This is a genomic window from Flavobacterium sp. NG2, from assembly GCF_034119845.1.
In the GTDB taxonomy this organism is placed as follows: Bacteria; Bacteroidota; Bacteroidia; order Flavobacteriales; family Flavobacteriaceae; genus Flavobacterium.
On sequence record NZ_CP139420.1, the window covers coordinates 2,589,578 to 2,610,141 of the forward strand.

General features: G+C 34.4%; 16 protein-coding genes. 8 read left to right on the forward strand and 8 right to left on the reverse strand.

The genetic code is table 11. From position 1 onward, the window contains the following. Window positions 1-92: 92 nt before the first annotated feature. Genes SLW70_RS10745 through SLW70_RS10755 form a run of 3 tightly spaced genes read left to right on the forward strand, consistent with a single transcriptional unit; the run spans window position 93 to window position 3,118 of the window. A complete protein-coding gene (locus tag SLW70_RS10745; RefSeq protein ID WP_320888373.1) occupies window positions 93-1,709 on the forward strand; it encodes a S8 family serine peptidase in 1,617 nt (538 codons plus the stop codon). Between the two features lie 9 nt (window positions 1,710-1,718). Continuing rightward, window positions 1,719-2,663 (forward strand): NAD(P)H-dependent flavin oxidoreductase, encoded by a 945-nt coding sequence (locus SLW70_RS10750; RefSeq protein WP_320888374.1) that lies wholly within the window; start codon window positions 1,719-1,721, stop codon window positions 2,661-2,663. A gap of 44 nt (window positions 2,664-2,707) precedes the next feature. After that, window positions 2,708-3,118, forward strand: a complete 411-nt coding sequence (locus SLW70_RS10755; protein ID WP_320888375.1) for a hypothetical protein — start codon at window positions 2,708-2,710, stop codon at window positions 3,116-3,118. 990 nt (window positions 3,119-4,108) lie between these two features. Here SLW70_RS10755 and SLW70_RS10760 read toward each other — a convergent pair. The 3 genes from SLW70_RS10760 to SLW70_RS10770 form a co-directional block, all read right to left on the reverse strand. Beyond that, entirely contained in the window at window positions 4,109-4,459 is a 351-nt protein-coding gene (locus tag SLW70_RS10760; protein WP_320888376.1) for a DUF4359 domain-containing protein, read from the reverse strand. 141 nt (window positions 4,460-4,600) lie between these two features. Then, window positions 4,601-5,452: a toll/interleukin-1 receptor domain-containing protein gene (locus SLW70_RS10765; protein WP_320888377.1), complete on the reverse strand. Its 852-nt coding sequence runs from the start codon at window positions 5,450-5,452 to the stop codon at window positions 4,601-4,603. A 497-nt stretch (window positions 5,453-5,949) separates the two neighbouring features. Further along, a complete protein-coding gene (locus SLW70_RS10770; RefSeq protein ID WP_320888378.1) occupies window positions 5,950-7,578 on the reverse strand; it encodes an acyl-CoA carboxylase subunit beta in 1,629 nt (542 codons plus the stop codon). A 233-nt stretch (window positions 7,579-7,811) separates the two neighbouring features. Here SLW70_RS10770 and SLW70_RS10775 point away from each other — a divergent pair, with 233 nt between their 5' ends. Next, entirely contained in the window at window positions 7,812-8,753 is a 942-nt protein-coding gene (locus SLW70_RS10775) for a hypothetical protein (protein ID WP_320888379.1), read from the forward strand. A gap of 19 nt (window positions 8,754-8,772) precedes the next feature. Further along, window positions 8,773-11,292 carry an FAD-dependent oxidoreductase gene (locus tag SLW70_RS10780; protein ID WP_320888380.1) on the forward strand — a complete coding sequence of 840 codons (2,520 nt, stop codon included), beginning with the start codon at window positions 8,773-8,775 and terminating at the stop codon, window positions 11,290-11,292. 121 nt (window positions 11,293-11,413) lie between these two features. On the opposite strand, the gene SLW70_RS10785 is transcribed toward SLW70_RS10780, so the two are convergent. The 3 genes from SLW70_RS10785 to prfB form a co-directional block, all read right to left on the reverse strand. After that, on the reverse strand, window positions 11,414-11,836 hold the full coding sequence (locus SLW70_RS10785; RefSeq protein ID WP_320888381.1) for an META domain-containing protein: 423 nt from the start codon (window positions 11,834-11,836) through the stop codon (window positions 11,414-11,416). Window positions 11,837-11,866: 30 nt separating this feature from the next. Then, window positions 11,867-12,865, reverse strand: a complete 999-nt coding sequence (gene lpxD / locus SLW70_RS10790; RefSeq protein WP_320888383.1) for a UDP-3-O-(3-hydroxymyristoyl)glucosamine N-acyltransferase — start codon at window positions 12,863-12,865, stop codon at window positions 11,867-11,869. Between the two features lie 219 nt (window positions 12,866-13,084). Then, window positions 13,085-14,183 (reverse strand): peptide chain release factor 2 gene (gene prfB / locus SLW70_RS10795; protein ID WP_320888384.1). Its coding sequence is split into 2 segments (ribosomal slippage): window positions 13,085-14,119 and window positions 14,121-14,183, totalling 1,098 coding nucleotides; the frame shifts between segments, so codons are not numbered across the junction. A gap of 88 nt (window positions 14,184-14,271) precedes the next feature. On the opposite strand from prfB, the gene SLW70_RS10800 reads away from it, so the two are divergent. Further along, window positions 14,272-15,297, forward strand: a complete 1,026-nt coding sequence (locus SLW70_RS10800) for a GntG family PLP-dependent aldolase (RefSeq protein WP_320888385.1) — start codon at window positions 14,272-14,274, stop codon at window positions 15,295-15,297. 149 nt (window positions 15,298-15,446) lie between these two features. On the opposite strand, the gene SLW70_RS10805 is transcribed toward SLW70_RS10800, so the two are convergent. Further along, window positions 15,447-15,767, reverse strand: coding sequence for a YbaB/EbfC family nucleoid-associated protein (locus SLW70_RS10805; protein ID WP_320888386.1), 321 nt, complete (start codon window positions 15,765-15,767; stop codon window positions 15,447-15,449). 143 nt (window positions 15,768-15,910) lie between these two features. Here SLW70_RS10805 and SLW70_RS10810 point away from each other — a divergent pair, with 143 nt between their 5' ends. Together SLW70_RS10810 and SLW70_RS10815 are read left to right on the forward strand one after the other, a co-directional pair. Next, window positions 15,911-17,965 carry a S9 family peptidase gene (locus tag SLW70_RS10810; protein ID WP_320888387.1) on the forward strand — a complete coding sequence of 685 codons (2,055 nt, stop codon included), beginning with the start codon at window positions 15,911-15,913 and terminating at the stop codon, window positions 17,963-17,965. A 76-nt stretch (window positions 17,966-18,041) separates the two neighbouring features. Then, window positions 18,042-19,082: a cysteine synthase family protein gene (locus SLW70_RS10815; RefSeq protein WP_320888388.1), complete on the forward strand. Its 1,041-nt coding sequence runs from the start codon at window positions 18,042-18,044 to the stop codon at window positions 19,080-19,082. Window positions 19,083-19,299: 217 nt separating this feature from the next. Here SLW70_RS10815 and SLW70_RS10820 read toward each other — a convergent pair whose 3' ends face one another. Further along, window positions 19,300-20,463 (reverse strand): MFS transporter, encoded by a 1,164-nt coding sequence (locus tag SLW70_RS10820; protein WP_320888389.1) that lies wholly within the window; start codon window positions 20,461-20,463, stop codon window positions 19,300-19,302. Window positions 20,464-20,564 lie beyond the last annotated feature (101 nt).

A 20,564-nucleotide genomic window follows, 5' to 3' on the forward strand; every position in this document is an offset into this window, starting at 1 on the left:
CCTATTTTAGTGGGAAAGATTCATTGTATTTATATTAATTAAAGTAGTTTAGTATATTTACCGTCTTTAATTGATGAATTTATCCCGTTGGAGTGAAAAATGTTTTATGTTTACTTTCCTTTTTTATCTGTTTTGCTGTTTCAGCACAGGAAGAAGCATGGGTATACTTTAATGCCAAAGCTAATGAGCAATCCTATTATGATGCTCCACTAACAATGCTCTCTCAAAGAGCGTTAGACAGACGCATTGCCCAAAAAATAAATATCGATTTTAAGGACGTTCCCATCAATCCCAGTTATATTTCTGAAATAAAAAAAACGGAGGGTTTTACGGTTATGGCAAAATCCAAATGGTTGAATGCTATTCATCTAAGAGGAGATGTCACAGCAATTCGCTCGTTAAAGACTCATTCCTTTGTAGACAAAATTGTTTTTGCAAATAAAAGTTTGAATCTGTCCAATAAGACAGTTAAAACTGCAAAAGTAGCGGTAACAGATAAGACAAAAAATACGAGAGTCAATTTTGCTTATGGAGTTTCTGAAAACCAAATCAAGATGCTGAATGGTGATGTTTTGCACCAGCAAAACTATACCGGTTCAGGAAAAATAATTGCCGTTTTAGATTCAGGATTTCCAGGGGTGAATACGGTTGCTCCTTTTGCAAGAATACGAGACGCTAATAAAATTTTAGGGGGTTATAATTTTGTAGCACACAGTACAGATTTCTATAAAGGAGGAACACATGGTACCTATGTTTTGTCCAGTATGGCAGGATATAAGGAAAACGTCTTAGTAGGAACTGCACCAGATGCCTCTTATTATTTATTTGTTACCGAAGACGATGTTGATGAAAACCCTGTTGAAGAATCCTACTGGGTTGAAGCTGCTGAAAAAGCGGATAGTTTAGGAGTTGATATTATTACGACTTCATTAGGATATTTTAAAGATCATACGAATCCTGCTTACGATTATAGTTATTCTGATATGTCGGGTGATGCTACTTTTGTATCTAAGGGAGCAAATATTGCCTTTTCAAAAGGAATGATGGTTATTGCTTCTGGCGGAAATGAAGGGACTACTTCAGAGCCACATATCGGTTCGCCAGCCGATGCTTTTTCTGTGTTGGCAGTTGGAGCGGTAACGAGTACTGGAGTAAGAGCAAGCTTTAGCTCTATTGGTCCGTCATATGACGGTAGAGTAAAACCAGATGTGATGGCACAAGGACAGTCTGCTGTTTTGTCTGATGAAAAAGGAAATATAGTTACCGCTAGTGGGACTTCGTTTTCTGGGCCTATAATTGCTGGTATGGTGGCTTGTTTGTGGCAAGCATTCCCTAATAAAACCAATCAAGAAATCAAAGATATGGTGATTCGATCATCTAGTAAGTATACGAGTCCTACTAATGAATTTGGTTATGGTATTCCTAACTTTAGTTTGGCTTTAGGAATCGTGTTCCCTGAAATCGAAGATTTTTCAGAATCAGTAAAAGTATATCCTAATCCTACGCCTAATTTTATTCGTGTAGATTTTCCGGAAAGTTTTAAAAACGGACGAGTTTTGTTTTATTCCGCTTTTGGAAAAAAAGTGTTGGAACAAAATAATATTGTTCCTATTGAACCTATTTCATTAGAGTCGTTAACGAGTGGTATCTATTTTTATACATTAGAATTTAATACATTTTCTAAAACAGGAAAAATTATTAAACTTTAATACACTTCTATGAATAGCATCACCAACCTTTTTAATATTGAGTATCCTATTGTCCAAGCTGGAATGGTTTGGGTAAGTGGCTATAAGTTGGCTAGTGCGGTAAGTAATGCTGGGGGACTTGGATTGATAGGTTCGGGTTCGATGTATCCTGAAGTACTTCGGGAGCATATTCAAAAATGCAAAAAAGCGACCTCAAACCCCTTTGGTGTGAATGTTCCGATGTTGTATCCTGATTTGCAAAATATCATGGATATTATCGTCGAAGAAGGAGTAAAGATAGTTTTTACCTCTGCGGGAAATCCTAAAACGTGGACGCCTTTTTTAAAGCAACACGGAATCACAGTGGTGCATGTTGTAAGTAGTGCTGCTTTTGCACTTAAAGCGCAAGCGGCAGGTGTCGATGCTGTCGTAGCCGAAGGTTTCGAAGCAGGAGGACACAACGGCAGAGATGAAACCACCACCTTTACCCTAATTCCCATGGTCAAGGAGCAAATTAATATTCCATTAATCGCAGCGGGCGGAATTGCAACTGGACAAGGAATGCTAGCGGCCATGGTTCTTGGAGCCGATGGTGTGCAAGTAGGAAGCCGATTTGCCGCTTCGGTGGAGTCTTCTGCACATCTAAATTTTAAGCAAAAGATTGTTGAAGTCAAAGAAGGCGACACCCAACTCACTTTAAAAGAACTGGCGCCTGTACGCTTAATAAAAAATAAATTCTATCAAGAGGTACAGCAATTATACACTCAATGTCCCACAGTTGATGATTTAAAAGAATTATTAGGTAGGGCAAGAGCCAAGAAAGGAATGTTTGAAGGTGATCTAGATGATGGCGAACTCGAAATAGGACAAATAGCCGGACTGATTCACAGCATCAAACCAGCTAAGGAAATCCTTCAAGAAATCATAACCGATTTTGAGAAAGCTAAAACAGAATTATCTCAAAAAAGGTTTTAAATAAAAGAAACTGGTAAAGTCCAGTAAAATTAAAAGATATAAAAATGACCCCAATCAAATTTGTTATAGTCTTATTGTTCTTCGGTTTTGGAATACATACCGCTCAAAGCCAAACCTATAAATTCAAAACCTCTGGCCTAAGTGTTTTAGAGAAAAAGCAAAACGGGAAATGGGGAAATTGGTCTAATTTACAATTAACCAATATCTTAGTTACGCTCGATACCAATAAAAACCGAATCGTAGTGTACTCTGAAGCGATTCAATTGTTTAATATCGTAACCTATTTACCTGCTGAGGAGAATGAGAACGACACTGTGTATTCCTTTACCTGCAAGGACAACGATGGCATTGACTGTACCGTTTCCATCATCACACGCAAAAAACAAGGCAATCGCAAACAAATGTACATCAACTATGGCGAACGTATTATTTTATACAATATTTTCAATATGTAGCTAGTTTTTGTATGAAAGCTATGTGCTGCTTTTAAAAAGTTTAAACACAAGGGGCACAAAGTAGGCAGGGAGGGTCACAAAGAATTTACGATAATTCTCTATAGATTAGTATAAAAGTTTAAACACAAAGCCACACAAAGAATTTATGATAGTTCTCAATAGAATAGTATAAAAGTTTAAACACAAAGCCACACAAAGAATTTAGGATAGTTCTCTATAGATTAGTATAGAAGTTTAAACACAAAGCCACACAAAGAAGCCACGGAGGTTCACAAAGAATTTATGATAATTCTCTATGGATTTTATAAAAGTTTAAACACAAAGGGGCACAAAGTAGGCACGGAGGTTCACAAAGAATTTAAGATAATTCTCGATAGAATAGTATAAAAGTTTAAACACAAAGCCACACAAAGAAGACACGGAGGCTCACAAAGAATTTATGATAGTTCTCTATAGATTAGTATAGAAGTTTAAACACAAGGGGCACAAAGTAGGCACGGAGGTTCACAAAGAATTTAAGATAATTCTCGATAGAATAGTATAAAAGTTTAAACACAAAGGGACACAAAGAATTTATGATAGTTCTCTATAGATTAATATAGAATTTTAAACACAAAGCCACACAAAGAAGGCACGGAGGTTCACAAAGAATTAAAATGAATTGTTTACCAATCTGTTTAACTGGAGTTTTAAATTTTGTAATGATTTCTTTAAAGTAACGTTATTATTCTCCATCTACTTCCCGCAATCTTGTCATCCCGAAGAATGAGGGATCTTCGTAAGTAACTCGACAACGTATTTCACTTACGATGTTTACTCATTGTTCGGACACACAATACACGCGAGCGATAGCGAACTGACGAAGTAATTCTGCGCTATCGTTTGTGCATATCTGAGCGATCGGGTTTTACAACTGTATTTGCCAATCTTTATGGACACAGATAAATATCTTCCTTAACTATGATGTTAAAAACGATTGGCTTTAAATAACTATTTTTCGAGCTGTTGATTAAATGCTTCATTAATTTTTTTAGAAAGAAAAATATTGCCAAATACTCCGTAGCCAATATTTTTTTCATCGCCTTTCCATGAAAATTTAGTTATAGAAAATACAACATAATTATCACGTGTTACTGAGTTTCCAACTAATTTCTCGACTAATGAGCTCCCTAGTAAAATTCCTAAATTTTCCATGTCAGATGCGTCTTCAGATATTGACTCCTGAACAACTTTGTTAACTACAGATTTGACAGCTTCTTTGTGTTCTTCGGTGCTGGGATTAGTAAATATAGCTATTAAAATTATTAAAGTAAAAATGATAATTGTCCAATTCGTTTTCATAATTTATTGTTTTAAAGTTAGTTGTGCTAATCTTGCTCATAATGTTTTACCTTTAAGGTTACTGAAAGAGTGGTTCGGTTTAACTCGAGTTTCATTGTTCGTGCTACGCACGCAACGAAACTCTATCTGTAAGTGGATGGCTTATAATTCTTTTAATGAGTTTATAATATCTTGGATTGTATGTATTGAAGTATTTAAAGCCATCTTGTCTGCTAATGAAGGACTAAATTTTAAAACTTCATCTTTTGAAATTTTATGCCAAATTGGTAATATAACTTTATGTCCATTCATTTCTCTTGCAACCATTCCGTTTAATTCGTATTCTGTCCAATTCTTTTTTACAAAAGATGGAGAAATTATTACAATACCAAATCTCGATTTTAAAAGTCCGTTATCAATTTTCTTTCTTAAACTGTCTCCAATTTTTAATTCAAATTTGTCATACCAAACTTCAAAACCATTATCTTTTAATGCATCTGCCAAATCTTGAACAATTTCGTCTTTATATTCAGACGCATGAGAAATAAAAAAATCAAATTCTTTATCAGAATCTTCATTTTGATTAATCGTAGTTTTAGAAGAGTAATTTTGATTCACTAGAAATTCTAGTTGACTTTTTTGGCTATCAATATCTCTTTGAAGTTTTTTCTGAAAATCAAGTTGATCTTTCTGAAATTTCTTCTGTTCAGTTTCTTCTGATTTTCTCAAATCTTGTTTTTTTCTTCCTAACTCGACAGATTTATTTGCAATTTGTTTTTGATAATCAGCGATTTTCTTTTTGCAATTATAAATATCATTTTGATAGCCTTGAATTTGACGTTGCTTACTTTGTAAAGTCGAGAGTGAAGTACTTTTATTAATTGATCTATTTATAGAATCAATTTGTTTTACTTTATCATTTTCCTTTTTATTTTCATCGGCAATTTTTTTCTGTAAATCGGCAACATCCTTTTCGATTCGACTAATTTGATTTTGATAGTATGATGAGTTCATAGAGTGATTTTTAAGATGATATTGAAAAGCTAGCTACTTAACCAGTTTAGATATGCTACTCAATTACAGTAATCCATCTAATTTAAGCTAGATTGTCTCTATTAAGCTAATTCATATTCCTTTCCCAAATATAAAATTAAATTTAAGAATTACCCTATTTTTGTTAGTAACTATTTCTCAAAAGTAAATCCTTTTTCTGACGGAATTGTACGGTAAAACGTAATTATGGAAAAATAAACGCGATTTGTAGCCCCGTTAGCAGTGGAAATCCTCTAGTGTGGCGATAGCAAACACTAGAGATTGCAACGAATAGCGGGAGGGAAGTTCTTATGAAAACAATCGTTAAGCTCCTAATTTTCCTTAACCACAAAGCACAAGAAGAAGTCACAAAGGTTCACAAAGATGGAGTTTCTATTGTGACGATTGTGTTTTATCTAGAACAACAAAAGAAGATTTTATAAATTTCTTAATTTTCTCAAATCTGTGTTCCAAAATAATTAAACCTGAATGACCCCTAAATTAAATTTCTTTTCGATAGGAGCGTGGTTTGCGGCTTCAATACCCATGGAAATCCATGTTCGGGTGTCTAGCGGGTCGATGATAGCATCTGTCCACAAACGGGCTGCGGCATAGTAAGGCGACACTTGCTCGTCGTACTTGGCTTTGATTTTGGCAAACAACTCGTTTTCTTTGGCTTCGTCTATGTTTTCGCCTTTGGCTTTCAGGGAGGAAGCTTCGATTTGTGCGAGTACTTTGGCGGCTTGTGTACCACCCATAACGGCTAACTCGGCACTTGGCCACGCAAAAATCAAGCGAGGATCAAAGGCTTTTCCGCACATGGCGTAGTTTCCAGCTCCATAAGAGTTTCCTATAACCACAGTGAATTTTGGCACGACTGAGTTGCTTACGGCGTTGACCATTTTGGCACCGTCTTTAATGATTCCGCCTTGTTCCGATTTGGAACCCACCATAAAACCAGTCACGTCTTGTAGGAAGACGAGTGGGATTTTCTTTTGGTTGCAATTGGCAATAAAACGGGTGGCTTTGTCGGCACTGTCGGAGTATATGACACCGCCAAACTGCATTTCGCCTTTTTTAGTTTTTACGACTTTGCGTTGGTTGGCTACAATTCCTACCGCCCAACCGTCAATACGAGCGTAACCCGTGATGATGGTTTGACCGTAACCGTCCTTATAAGCCTCAAACTCTGAATTATCCACCAAGCGATGGATGATTTCCATCATATCGTATTGTTCGTTACGGGCTTTGGGTAAGATGCCGTAGATTTCTTTTTCGTCTTTGGCAGGGTTTACGGCTTTGATGCGGTTGAAACCGGCTTTGTCGTAATCGCCAATTTTGTCGACTATATTTTTGATTTTGTCTAAGGCGTCTTTGTCGTCTTTGGCTTTGTAATCGGTCACACCTGAGATTTTGCAATGTGTGGTGGCACCGCCCAAGCTTTCGTTATCGATGGTTTCGCCAATTGCGGCTTTGACAAGGTAACTTCCTGCTAGGAAAATGCTTCCTGTTTTATCGACTATCAGGGCTTCATCGCTCATAATAGGCAAATACGCACCACCGGCCACACAACTGCCCATGATGGCCGCAATTTGGGTGATTCCCATGCTGCTCATGATGGCATTGTTCCTGAAAATACGTCCGAAGTGTTCTTTGTCTGGGAAAATTTCATCTTGCAATGGCAAATAAACGCCAGCACTATCTACAAGATAAATGATAGGTAACTTATTTTCGATAGCGATTTCTTGTGCGCGTAAGTTCTTTTTTCCTGTGATAGGGAACCAAGCACCTGCTTTGACGGTTGCATCATTAGCCACAACAATGCATTGCTTGCCTTTGATGTATCCAATCTTAACCACAACACCACCGGAAGGGCAACCTCCGTGTTCTTTGTACATGCCTTCACCTGTAAAACCACCTATTTCAATCACTTTAGCGTTATCGTCAAAAAGGTAATCGATGCGCTCACGAGCGGTCATTTTGCCTTGTGCGTGTAATTTTGCAATGCGTTTTTCACCGCCGCCTAGTTTTACTTTGGCAAACTTTTGTTTTAAATCGGATACTAATAGTTTATTGTGGTCTTCGTTTTTGTTGAAGTTTAAATCCATGTTGGCTGTGGGTTTTCAGAATACTGGGCTAAATTACAAAAACGAATGAAATGTTTGGGAAAGATTTTTTTTAAATGGTAGTTAAGACATTTTTAAAGCAAAATTATTTTTTGCGCTTACTTTGTATTTTTAGTTACTTTTGGGAGCACGATTATACTTACAAGTACAACAAGCTTTGAGTCAGAAAAAAGGAATGAATTTTAAGCTTTCACTTTGATACAAATTTTAAAAATATGAAAAGACGGAATTTTGTAAAAACAGCATTGCTGTTTGTTTCTTCAACACAATTGTTTTCAACTAATTTGTTTCCAACAGATTTATTTACAAAAAGTAATTTTAAATTCATTTATGGAAATAATGGGCTAAAAAGTGAGTTTTTTAAATTTTTGAAAAATGTATTTAATCTGTACCCTGAAAATAAATTTCATAAATTAATAAGTGATGTTACCGCGGTTAAAAATACAGATCAAGAAATTTACAAGACTACTCAATCTAAATTAGATTCTATTTCTCCCATATTAACGAGTGTGCGATACCAATTGCCAGCTTTGATGAGTCAAAAGGAAGAAATGGAAAGACAAACTGTTTTGTTGTTAGGAGAAGGAACTGTTTATAATGGTTATTTAGAAATTGGTTCTTCTGGAAGATATTTGGATTATTTAGAAGAGAAAGTTGAAATCAAAGGAAAACGATATTATGCTGATGGCAAAGAGCCAGGCTATTCTGTTGTTGAAATGATTGACCGTGGACAGATATGCAAAGGGGCGACTTATATTCCGTTAGCAAATTATAAAACTAAATATTCTGAATTTATTCCTGCTCAAAGTTTGGACTTAGTAACTATTTATATTGGTTTTCACCATTGTCCTTTGGAATTGCGAGTACCTTTTATTTCATCAATTAGAGATACGATGCGAGCAGGAGGGAAGTTGATTCTTAGAGACCATGATTGCGATACAGAAGAACAAAAAACTTTGGTTGCCTTAGCTCATGATGTTTTTAATATGGGAACAAGTGAAACATGGGAATACAATAATAAGGAAATCAGAAATTTTTATTCCTTAGATTTTATATGCGAATTTGTGGAAAAAATTGGGTTTAAGTTTACTAAAAAAACAATTTTTCAAGAGGGTGACCCGACCAAAAATGCTCTAATGATTTTTACAAAAATATAATTTACAATAGGATTCAATTATGAAGTTTTTTTTGAAAGTTCTCCAGTTAGTATACCGCTATATTTTGCTAATTCTAAAGTTTCTTAATTCGAAAATTAAAAAGGTAATTCAATACATCCACAGTAAAAAAAGATTAGCTATTCCTTTTTATGGCTTTCTTCTTTTTGTCTTGTACATCGTTGCTTTAATTCAATTTTCAGGGGATTCAACTTATAATAAAGTTTTGGACAACAAGCAAATTAATGATGTGACACAACTGAATCCAATTCAAGTAAATAAAATTATTAAGCCTAAAACGGATAATGAAATTATTAAAGCCATCACGACCACTACTGGCTCAATTTCCATTGGAGGAGGGAAATATAGTATGGGTGGACAAACTGCTTTTAGAAATAGTTTGCATATTGATATGAGGTCTTTAAATAAAGTAATTAGCCTTGATAAACAAAAGAAACAAGTAACTGTTCAGGCAGGAATTCGCTGGAGAGATTTACAAAAACAAATTGACCCACTAGATTTGTCCATTAAGATTATGCAAACCTATTCTAATTTTACGGTAGGAGGATCCATCTCTGTTAATTGCCATGGTCGTTATATTGGTCACGGGCCCATCATTTCGTCAGTGATAGCGTTGAAAATAATAACCGCATCTGGTGAAGTAATAATTGCTAATAGGAATTCGAATCAAGATGTTTTTAAAGCGGCAGTAGGAGGTTACGGAGGTATTGGTGTAATTACTGAAGCGACACTTCAATTGGTTGATAATGTGAAAATCGAAAGGCATGATGAAGTGATGGATGTTAGTACTTATAACACCTATTTTAATACTAAAATCAAAAATAATAAAGCAGTTCTATTTCAAAATGGTGATTTATATCCACCTAATTATGATGAAATTAGAAGTGTGTATTGGGAAGAATCCACAAAAGAGCTAACAGATAAAGATCGATTGATTTCCGAAAATGAACATTATTGGTTAGAAGTTAGTCTCGAAAAAGTGGTTTCTATGGGGAATACAGGTAAATGGCTAAAGAAAAACTGGATAGATCCATTAGTATATTATCCTGAAAAAATTAAGTGGAGAAACAAAGAAGCAAGTTATGATGTTAGAGAGCTAGAGCCTTCCTCAAGAGAAAAAGACACCTATGTGCTACAAGAGTATTTTATTCCTGTGAACAATATAAAATCATTTATACCTAAAATGAGGACTGTTTTTCAAAAGTATGATGTCAATGTAATGAATGTTTCTTTGCGTCACGCCTTAGCTGATAAAGAAAGTTATCTTTCATGGGCTAATGAAGAAGTTTTTGCTTTTGTCGTTTATTATAAACAAAATACTGATGAAGCCTCTAGGCAAAATGTTGAAAAATGGACGGTTGCAATGACGGACGCTATTTTGAGTGAAAGAGGAACTTGGTATTTACCCTATCAGCCGCATGCGACATTTGAACAATTTAAAAAAGGATATCCAAATTATGAAAAGTATTTTGATTTAAAATCCAAATTAGATCCGAATCAACGTTTTACAAATCAATTAATAGATAAATACAATCCCAATAATAACAATAAATTAGCACAAACTAAGAGTGAAATAAAAGGATATTATAGAGCGGAAGAACAAACCATTTTAACCATTCCAGAATGGTATTTAGTGTTTAACCCAAAAGAGTATTCCGATTATTTAGAAAGTGGTAAAAATCCATCTGATTTTCCTTTTTATCAATCGATAGATGAATACTGGAAACTTTATGATCGTTCATTAAAGCTAACTTCTAAAGCCTATCCTGAGAATCCAGAATACAAAACGATGTTGCAAGTTATAGGTGTTAGTTTAACTATGGAATATGGGGTCAAAATACTATATGAAAATACAATTGGGAAATTATTTTCTTATTTATCAAAAACTGAAAAATCAAATGAGGAAGCACTAATTATTGAAGCGCAAAGAGCATACAGTGATTTTATTTATCAAACCGCTTGGTATGAATTTCAATTCATGCCTTGGATTAAAAAAGTATGGAATGTTCCTGAAAATACGACTTCATATAGTGTCATCAGAAAGTGGGAGCGAGTGCTCTTTTTTACTTTTGAGTTTTCCTTTAAAGCTTTTTATTCCAAATTAATTGAAATTGGTGCTAGTTCCACTTATGAAGAGCCAGTGAATACGATATTTTTGACGGTAGCAAATGACGATGCTTTAAAAGAAGATTCAGATATTAAAGTGATAGAAAGAAATGGGGAGAAGATGATGCTATCCATTACTCGATGGGGAATTTTTACTGAGGTAATGAAAGAGTTGAGTGATGAAAATATTCAAATTCAAGACATCTCTGGGAATGATGAAATAGCCGTTTCAGTAGTCTCTCCTGTATCTGTTCCTCTATTGTTGGCAAATAATAAACCATTATACACTTCTAGAATAGTATCTAATAATAAACTGGAACGAAATGTATTTTTAATACCTGTAAGTAAATTGATGTTGTTTATCAAAAACGTCACGAGTAACGGCTATGAGTTAGAACATGTTTATGATTACTAAAAAGCAGCTCCTCAAATGGTAGTTACGAAACTTAAGTTGTTTCTGTTTTAGAGTAGGAAAAAAAAATACCACAAATTAATCGAGTTAATTTGTGGTAAAGATTATTATAGTATGAAGAAGACTAGTTCTTTTTCTCAAAGCGCATCATCACAACATCATCGATAAAGAACAATAATTTTCCCTCAATGATAGTATATCTGTTTACTTTTTGAAGCATAGTATAAAAAGCTTGTTCACCTTGTCCTGGACAAGCCATTCTGGTTCCAAAAGGAGTTTCAAAATTGATTTTTTGATTGTCGATAGTATATTTGCTTCCAAAATTATTACAACTGGAATGGCCGCTTACTTTATTTGTTTTGGTGTCAAAAGTGATTTCGGGTTTCTTATCTGGATACAATCCTCCAAAAGCGATTCGGCTACCAGAGATGTAAGTGAGTTGCCAATTTCCGTCTAAGTTGTTTTCAGTATAGGTATCTGTTTTTACGGTTTTACAAGCAATTAAAATAAATACTAATAAAAGGGAAAGGCAGGCAATTTTTTTCATGTTAATCTAAAGCGTATGAATGTTTTGAAATTATTTTTTGGATTCGTTGACTAATCGTTTCAAGATAGCCCATTGTTTTAGTGCGTCACGAGCTTCAACCGCAGGATAACCCAACATGGTTTTTCCAGCAGGAATATCACCTGTAACTCCAGAGCCAGCACCTACAATGGCTCCTGAGCCAATAGTTGTATGGTCTTTGATAGAAGCGCTTCCGCCGATAATAACACCATCGCCTAAAGTCACAGAACCCGCAAGTCCGCTGTTTCCAGCCATGATGCAAAAACGACCTAGTTTGCTGTTGTGTCCTATTTGAACCAAATTGTCAATTTTGCAACCATCACCTAAAATAGTAGAACTGAATTTTCCTCTATCTACGCAAGCATTAGCTCCAATTTCAACATTGTTCCCGATAATTACATTTCCAATTTGTGGAATTTTTACCAATCCTCTTTCAGGACAAGGACGGAATCCGAAACCATCAGCTCCAATAGTAGCGTTAGGGTGAATAATACAATCGTTACCAATATGGCAACGTTCTCTTACCACGGTTCCAGACCAAATTACCGTATTTTTTCCAATGGTAGAAGCGTCTAGTATTGTTACATTTGGATATAGAATAGTGTTTTCTCCAATAGTTACTTTAGGTCCAATATAACAACCGGCGCCAATTTTAGCACCTGCGTTGATAACAGCCGTAGCATCAACATTTGCTGAAGGATGAATTTCGAATTCGAATTCAGGCATTGGCGAAGCAAAAAGATTCAAAATTTGCGACATAGCCAAGTCGGCATTTTTCACTTTGATGAAGGCTCTGTTTTCACCTGGTTCAATTGAAATGTCTTCATTTACAACAGCAACACAAGCGTTTGAGCTAGCCCATAGTTTTTCATATTTTTTATTTCCAATAAACGAAATTTCCGTATTGGTAGCTACTTCTAATTGTTCAGGAGCAGTAATGTTTTGTATAGTGTCTCCTAAAATAACACCTTTAAGGACGTCGTTTATTTCTAAAATAGAATATGATTTCATAATGAGTTTGTTATAATAATCAAATAAAGTGAATTGCTATTGGTATTCCTAATTTTTGGATAGTTAGACTGTCAATATTAACATAATTACAACTTAATTTTAAAAAACTTGTGTAAGTTTAATACAAAAAAATAATAGCTTTTCAATCTAGTTTTACTATACTAGTTGAAAAGCTATTGGTTTGTTAAGACAAATATATAGACGCTAAATAGGTCGTAACTATTCTTCTTCTCGTTGTCCCATCATCATCAAATAGGCTTTCAAGAAAGGGTCAATATCGCCATTCATCACGCCATCTACATTACTGGTTTCATGTCCAGTTCGTACATCTTTGACTAATTTGTAAGGTTGCATTACATAATTTCGAATTTGCGAACCCCATTCTATTTTCATTTTTCCAGCTTCAATATCTGAACGTTGTTCGAGTTGCTTTTTTAGCTCAATTTCATACAATTGCGATTTAAGCATTTGCATCGCTCGGGTTCTGTTATCGTGTTGAGACCTTGTCTCTGAACATTGAATTTGAATTCCAGAAGGTTTATGGTACAGTTGAACCTTAGTCTCTACTTTATTGACATTTTGTCCTCCAGCACCACTAGAACGAGAGGTGATAATTTCGATATCAGCAGGGTTGATTTCAATTTCAATTGTATCATCGACTAAAGGATAAACATAAACAGAAGCAAATGAGGTATGTCTTTTCGCATTGCTATCAAAAGGGGAGATACGTACTAAACGATGTACTCCATTTTCACCTTTTAGATAACCAAAAGCATAATCACCTTCAATTTCTAATGTCACTGTTTTTATACCTGCCGCATCACCTTCTTGATAGTTAAGCTCTCGTATTTTGTAACCTGATTTTTCAGCCCACATCATATACATTCGCATCAGCATCGAAGCCCAGTCACAACTTTCTGTTCCTCCAGCACCAGCCGTAATTTGCAATACAGCACTCAAACTATCTGCTTCGTCAGAAAGCATATTTTTGAATTCAATTCCTTCAATATGAAGTGCGGCTTTTTCGTACTGCTCGTCTAATTCTTCGGGGGTAAGTTCACCTTCTTTGTAAAACTCGTGGGCTAACTGCAATTCATCAGTCAATTCTATTGCCTTATTGTAATCTTCAATCCATTTCTTTTTGGAAGTCAGGTTTTTTACAATCAGCTCTGCTTCTTTGGCATTATTCCAAAAATCAGGGGCAAAAGTCTTCTCTTCTTCGTTGGCAATTTCGATTAGTTTCGCATCAACGTCAAAGATACCTCCTCAACGCACCAAGGCGCTCTACAATACCTTTAATTTGTTCGGTAGTTGTCATAAATTATTATAATTTTGTTGCGCAAAAATAGAAAAATTTTACGAAGGGACAAGTCGTGACTTGTTCATATCATATTATAAAAAAATATATGGAAATCAACCTAGTTAGTGACACGGTTACAAAACCTAATTTTGAAATGCTAGAGTGTATGTTTAATGCTCAAGTAGGGGATGATGTTTATAAGCAAGACCCCACAGTTATAGAACTTGAGGCTACCGTAGCGCAAATTTTCGGAATGGAAGCAGGTTTGTTTTTTCCATCAGGAACAATGGCTAATCAAGCTGCTATTAAACTTCATACTAATCCTGGAGACCAAATTATAGCCGATAAAAATGCACATGTTTATTTGTTCGAAGGTGGAGGTGCTTCTTTTAATAGTGGCGTTTCTTTTAATTTGATTGATGGTGAAAGGGGGATGATTACTGCTGACCAAGTTACTCAAGCGATAAATAAAAAAGAGTTTTATCATAGTGCTTTAACAAGCTTAGTTTGTGTTGAAAATACAACAAATAAAGGAGGTGGTGCTTGTTATGAGCTTGAAGAACTCCAAAAAATAAAAGCTGTTTGTGATGCTAATAACTTGAAATTGCACATGGACGGTGCTCGTATTTGGAATGCTTTAATGGCTAAGAAACAAAATCCAAAAGCTTTCGGTCAAATTTGTGATACGATTTCAGTTTGTTTGTCAAAAGGTTTAGGAGCGCCAATTGGTTCTGTTTTGTTAGGAGATAAAGAAACGATTAATCGTGCTTTGCGTGTTCGAAAAATATTAGGAGGCGGTATGAGACAAGTAGGTTATTTAGCGGCAGCTGGTTTGTATGCATTGGAAAATAATATAGCAAAATTGCCAGAAGACCACCGCAGAGCTAAAGAATTAGCACAAGTTTTATCGAAAACGAATTGGGTAGCTTCTGTTGAACCTGTTGAAACGAATATTATAATGTTTTCAATTCAATCGAATTATAATCCTGTCCTAGTAATTGAAAAGTTAAAACAAAAGAATATTTCTATCAGCGCCTTGGGAGAAAATAAACTCCGAATGGTAACTCATTTAGATTACAGAGAAGTGATGCATGGTTATGTGCTTGAAACGATTGCGAAATTGGAGATGTAATATTTGAAAGAGACACGAATTTTACGAATTAGCACAAATTCTTTGCATTTTAAAAATTACACTAATTTTATTTGCCTAATGCAAATTAGTGTAATAAAAAGGTTTAGTTTTCGTGTAAATTGGTGTAATTCGTGTCTCTTTTTAAAGTTTTATTTAAACAAATTATCCATTCCTGGAATCATTGGCATATCCATTTTGGCAACTGCATCTAATTCAGCGTCTTGAATTTTTGTAGCGTTATCAATGGCTTTATTTAAAACTAAGATTAAATAATCTTCGAGTTGTTCTTTATCTTCTAACAGCTCATCTGCTATTGTTATTGATTTTATTTTACGACTAGCGCTAATTGATACTTTCAATAAACTGTCAGAACTTTGTTCGTCAATAAAAACAGTATCCAATCGTTTTTTTGTCAATTCGATTTTATTTTGGGTTTCTTTCAATTTGCCCATCATTCCCATTAAATCCATTTTTATTTTTTTTAGTGTTTATATGGCTAAATTAATATATTTGAACCAAAACACAATGTTAAAATAGATGAAAAGCCTATACGTTTTAAGTTGGCTTTGACTTATTTTTGCCAGCAATTTATATCCTATTTGAAACTTACCTAATGATAGATACCATACAAGCTCCTTCTGCCAAAATTATACCTACTGAATTAGAGAAATTCGGGGATGTTCGAATTGATAATTATTTTTGGTTAAATGACCGAGAAAACCCTGAGGTTATTGATTATCTAAAACAAGAAAACGAATATTACGAGGGAATGACTGCTCATACGAAAGCGTTTCAAAACGAATTGTATGAGGAGATGAAAGGCCGAATCAAGGAAGATGATGAGTCGGTTCCCTATTTGTATAATGGCTATTATTACATCACTCGCTTTGAAACAGGGAAAGGATATCCTATTTATGCTCGAAAAAAAGGGAGTCTTACGGCCAAGGAAGAAATTCTATTTGACTGTAATGTATTGGCTGAAGGACAAGCGTATTTTAAATTGGGCGGAATGAGTATTAGTCCGGATAATAAATTAGCTCTTTTTAGTACTGATGTTATTGGTAGACGTATTTATACGATTCAGGTTAAAAACCTAGAAACAGGAGAAATTTTAGAGGATAGAATCGAAAAAGTAACGGGTTCGGCAGTTTGGGCTAATGACAATAAAACTTTTTTTTATTCTTCGCAGGACGAAGTAACACTACGTGCAGATAAAATTTTGAAGCATAAATTAGGAACTAAGCATGAAGAAGATGTTTTAGTTTATTTTGAAAAGGATGATACTTTTAGTGTTGATGTATCTAAAACGAAATCCAGAAAATACCTTACCATTGAGGCAAGTAGTACTTTGACAACAGAATATCGTATTTTGAATGCTGATACACCTGATGGAAAGTTCAAAATGTTCCAAAAAAGAAAAAGAGGGGTAGAGTACAGCATTAATCATTATAAGGAAAGCTTTTATATTTTAACAAATAAAGATGATGCGGACAATTTTAAATTAATGAAAACGCCTGAAGATGCAACAACATCTGATAATTGGGAAGAGTTAATTGCGCACCGTGAAGATGTTTTGTTAGAAAATGTCGAAATATTTGCTACTTATTTAGTACTTGAAGAGCGGACAGGAGGTTTGAATAAAATCAGAATCATGTCATGGGATGGGAAAGAAGAATATTATTTGCCTTTTGGCAGTGAAACCTATACCGCTTATACGTCAACGAATGTTGATTTTGAAACTGAAATTTTACGTTATAGTTATCAGTCGATGGCAACACCTTCTTCGATTATTGATTTCAATATGCGAACAAAAGAAAAGGAAGTTAAGAAAGAGCAAGCAGTTTTAGGTGGAAAATTCGATAAAAACAATTATACAGAAGAAAGAGTTTGGGCTACAGCCCAAGATGGTACTAAGGTTCCTATTTCGATGGTGTACCGCAAGGAATTAAAGAAAGATGCGTCTAATCCATTGTTGTTGTATGCGTATGGTTCTTATGGACATTCTATGGATGCTTATTTTTCTTCAACACGATTATCATTGTTAGATCGTGGATTTATTTATGCTATTGCACATGTTCGTGGGGGTGAAGATTTAGGGAGACAATGGTATGAAGACGGAAAATTGTTAAAAAAGAAAAATACATTCTCTGATTTTATTGATTGTTCTACATTTGTTATCGAACAAAAATACACTTCGCCAGCACATTTGTATGCAGAGGGTGGTTCGGCTGGGGGACTCTTAATGGGGGTTATTGCAAACGAAGCTCCAGACTTATATAATGGTATTATTGCTCAAGTGCCTTTTGTAGATGTAATGACGACTATGCTCGATGATACAATTCCATTGACAACAGGTGAATATGATGAATGGGGAAATCCAAATGTGAAAAAGTATTATAATTATATGAGGTCTTATTCTCCTTATGATAATGTAAAAAAACAAAAATATCCTAATATGTATGTTTCAACTGGATTGCATGATTCGCAAGTGCAGTATTGGGAACCTGCAAAATGGGTTGCCAAATTAAGAACAGTAAAACAAGATGATACTGTTTTGTATCTTGACACAAACATGGATGCTGGTCATGGAGGGGCTTCAGGACGATTTGAAGCACTTAGAGAATTAGCAAAAGAATTTAGTTTTTTACTAGAATTAGAAAAAAAATAAAGAGTAATTGGATTTTTTTGTTAAATTTGCAATGTATCATTGTTAAATAAAATTAACCTTGATTAACTATTTTTTTATGAAAGAAGAAATAAATGCTTATAATAATGTTTTAGAGTTGATAGGCAATACACCGCTTATCAAACTAAATAAAGTAACCGAAAACATTGAAGGAAACTTCTATGCTAAGGTGGAAGCTTTTAATCCGGGTCATTCTTCTAAAGATAGAATCGCATTATACATTATTGAAGAAGCTGAGAGAAAAGGAATATTATCGCCTGGTGATACTATAATTGAAACAACTTCTGGGAATACTGGATTTAGTTTGGCTATGGTGAGCATTATCAAGGGGTATAATTGCGTTCTAGCTGTAAGTTCTAAATCATCTAAAGATAAGATAGATATGCTTCGTTGTCTTGGAGCAAAAGTATATGTTTGTCCAGCACATGTGGCTGCAGATGATGAACGTTCGTATTATAGCGTTGCTAAAAGATTACATGAAGAAACTCAAGGTTCAGTATATATTAATCAATATTTCAACCAATTGAATATTGATGCACATTACAATACTACAGGACCAGAAATATGGAAGCAAACTAATGGTAAAATCACCCACCTTGTTGCTTGTAGTGGAACTGGAGGAACTATTTCAGGTACAGCTAAATACTTAAAAGAACAAAATCCAAATATCAAAATTTTAGCAGTAGATGCTTTTGGGTCGGTATTGAAAAAGTACCATGAAACAAAAGAATTTGATACAGATGAGATTTATCCTTATCGTATTGAAGGATTAGGGAAAAATCTAATTCCATCGGCTACTGACTTTGATGTAATTGATAAGTTTATGAAAGTAACTGATGAAGAAAGTGCACATTCTGCAAGAGAAATCACTAGGAAAGAAGGTTTGTTTGTTGGATATACTTCAGGAGCTGTTTTACAAGCTATAAAACAATATGGAGATGAAGGTGAGTTTACTAAAGATAGTAATGTAATTGCTATTTTTCCAGATCATGGTTCAAGATACATGAGTAAAGTATTTAGTGATGATTGGATGAACGAACAAGGATTCTTTGATAGTGTTAATGAAGAAGAAACTCAAAAAATTGAATTGATTAAATAGTTTTAACTGTTTTTTAAGAATAGTAAAAAACTTCAGAGAAATCTGGAGTTTTTTTTGTTTAAGGGATAAATGTATTGTTGTTAAATTGGTAGTGAGGCTATATTCTTGTAAGCTAGTAAACACTTTAGTTAAGCATAATAGTAGTACTCATTTTATAATTTTTACTGATGTTCAGTTTTAAAATAGAATATTTTAGAAGTTGATATTCATTATTTGTCTACTGTTTTCTTAATTTCCTTAAATAATATAATCCCACTATTGGTCCTATAGCTAGGATTGAGTAGCTATATTGGTTTCCCATGTGTTCTAATACAATTTGAAGGATTTGAATACTAATAATTGTAATAAAAAAACCAATACAATTTACGATTGTAATAACGGAACCTTTTATATTACTTGGTGCGTTTTGGGCTACTAAAGTTGAAAATAATGGAGAATCTGCAATAACTACAAAAGACCAAAATAGAAGAAAGCTAATAAAAAGAAACTCTGAATCAATCATTATAAAAAAGGGAGAAACAAGACAGCAGCAACCAGATAAAAATAAAATCGTTTTAGAAAGCTTTTCGGTTCCAATAAAAGTTGATAGATAACCGCTAAGAATACAGGCAATACTTCCTATTGCAATTATTCCAAAAGAGTACAAGGAAATAGAATAGTTTAATTCGGGATGTAGATTTTGATGAAATTGTAGCATCAGAGGCAAGAAAGTCCAAAAAGCGTAAAGTTCCCACATATGACCAAAATATCCAACTGCGGCTGCTGTAAGTGACTTATTTCTAAATGCGGTGTATATTGTTGTTAGTTGAAATTGTGTTCCTTTAGTACGATAAGGACCATCTGGAATAAAAAGAACTATTAAGAATCCTCCAATTACCGAAAATGTTGAGGTAGCATAAGCAACATATTGCCAAGGTAAGTTAAAGGCCATCCCTTTAATAAGATGAGGGAAAGCAGTGCCAAGTACTAAAGCACCAACTAAATAACCTAATGATTTTCCTAAACTGCTGTTATAGTAATCAGCGGCAATTTTGATTCCGATAGGGTAAATACCCGCGAGAAAAAATCCAGTAAAAAAACGAAATAAAAGCAAACCCCAAACGTTGATTTGTGGTACATTTATCCACATATTAAAAATAGCAGCTAAAATAGCACTTACAAAAAATACCCAAGAAGGTGAGTAACGATCAGCTATTGAAAACAAAGCGTAAAATAAGGTTCCAATAATAAACCCCAATTGAATAGCACTTGTGCTATGTGCAAGAAATTCTTTTCCTAGTCCGAGATGAACAATCAATTCGGGTAACACAGCATTTCCTGCAAACCAAAGGGAGGTACATAGAAATTGAGCAATGACAATGAGGAATAATACTTTTTTCATTTTTTTTGATTTCAAAAATAGTCTAATAGCTTTGTTTTTTAGTGCAATAACTAAATTCTAACCTTTGTAATTAAAACTTTCATAGTTTAATATCACAGTGA

Excerpts from the sequence above, each read along its gene's own strand:
- SLW70_RS10750 (WP_320888374.1), top strand. The coding sequence starts at position 1,719 with ATGAATAGCATCACCAACCTTTTTAATATTGAGTATCCTATTGTCCAA.
- SLW70_RS10755 (WP_320888375.1), top strand. The coding sequence starts at position 2,708 with ATGACCCCAATCAAATTTGTTATAGTCTTATTGTTCTTCGGTTTTGGA.
- SLW70_RS10760 (WP_320888376.1), bottom strand. The coding sequence starts at position 4,459 with ATGAAAACGAATTGGACAATTATCATTTTTACTTTAATAATTTTAATA.
- SLW70_RS10765 (WP_320888377.1), bottom strand. The coding sequence starts at position 5,452 with ATGAACTCATCATACTATCAAAATCAAATTAGTCGAATCGAAAAGGAT.
- SLW70_RS10770 (WP_320888378.1), bottom strand. The coding sequence starts at position 7,578 with ATGGATTTAAACTTCAACAAAAACGAAGACCACAATAAACTATTAGTA.
- SLW70_RS10775 (WP_320888379.1), top strand. The coding sequence starts at position 7,812 with ATGAAAAGACGGAATTTTGTAAAAACAGCATTGCTGTTTGTTTCTTCA.
- SLW70_RS10780 (WP_320888380.1), top strand. The coding sequence starts at position 8,773 with ATGAAGTTTTTTTTGAAAGTTCTCCAGTTAGTATACCGCTATATTTTG.
- SLW70_RS10785 (WP_320888381.1), bottom strand. The coding sequence starts at position 11,836 with ATGAAAAAAATTGCCTGCCTTTCCCTTTTATTAGTATTTATTTTAATT.
- lpxD (WP_320888383.1), bottom strand. The coding sequence starts at position 12,865 with ATGAAATCATATTCTATTTTAGAAATAAACGACGTCCTTAAAGGTGTT.
- SLW70_RS10800 (WP_320888385.1), top strand. The coding sequence starts at position 14,272 with ATGGAAATCAACCTAGTTAGTGACACGGTTACAAAACCTAATTTTGAA.
- SLW70_RS10805 (WP_320888386.1), bottom strand. The coding sequence starts at position 15,767 with ATGGATTTAATGGGAATGATGGGCAAATTGAAAGAAACCCAAAATAAA.
- SLW70_RS10810 (WP_320888387.1), top strand. The coding sequence starts at position 15,911 with ATGATAGATACCATACAAGCTCCTTCTGCCAAAATTATACCTACTGAA.
- SLW70_RS10815 (WP_320888388.1), top strand. The coding sequence starts at position 18,042 with ATGAAAGAAGAAATAAATGCTTATAATAATGTTTTAGAGTTGATAGGC.
- SLW70_RS10820 (WP_320888389.1), bottom strand. The coding sequence starts at position 20,463 with ATGAAAAAAGTATTATTCCTCATTGTCATTGCTCAATTTCTATGTACC.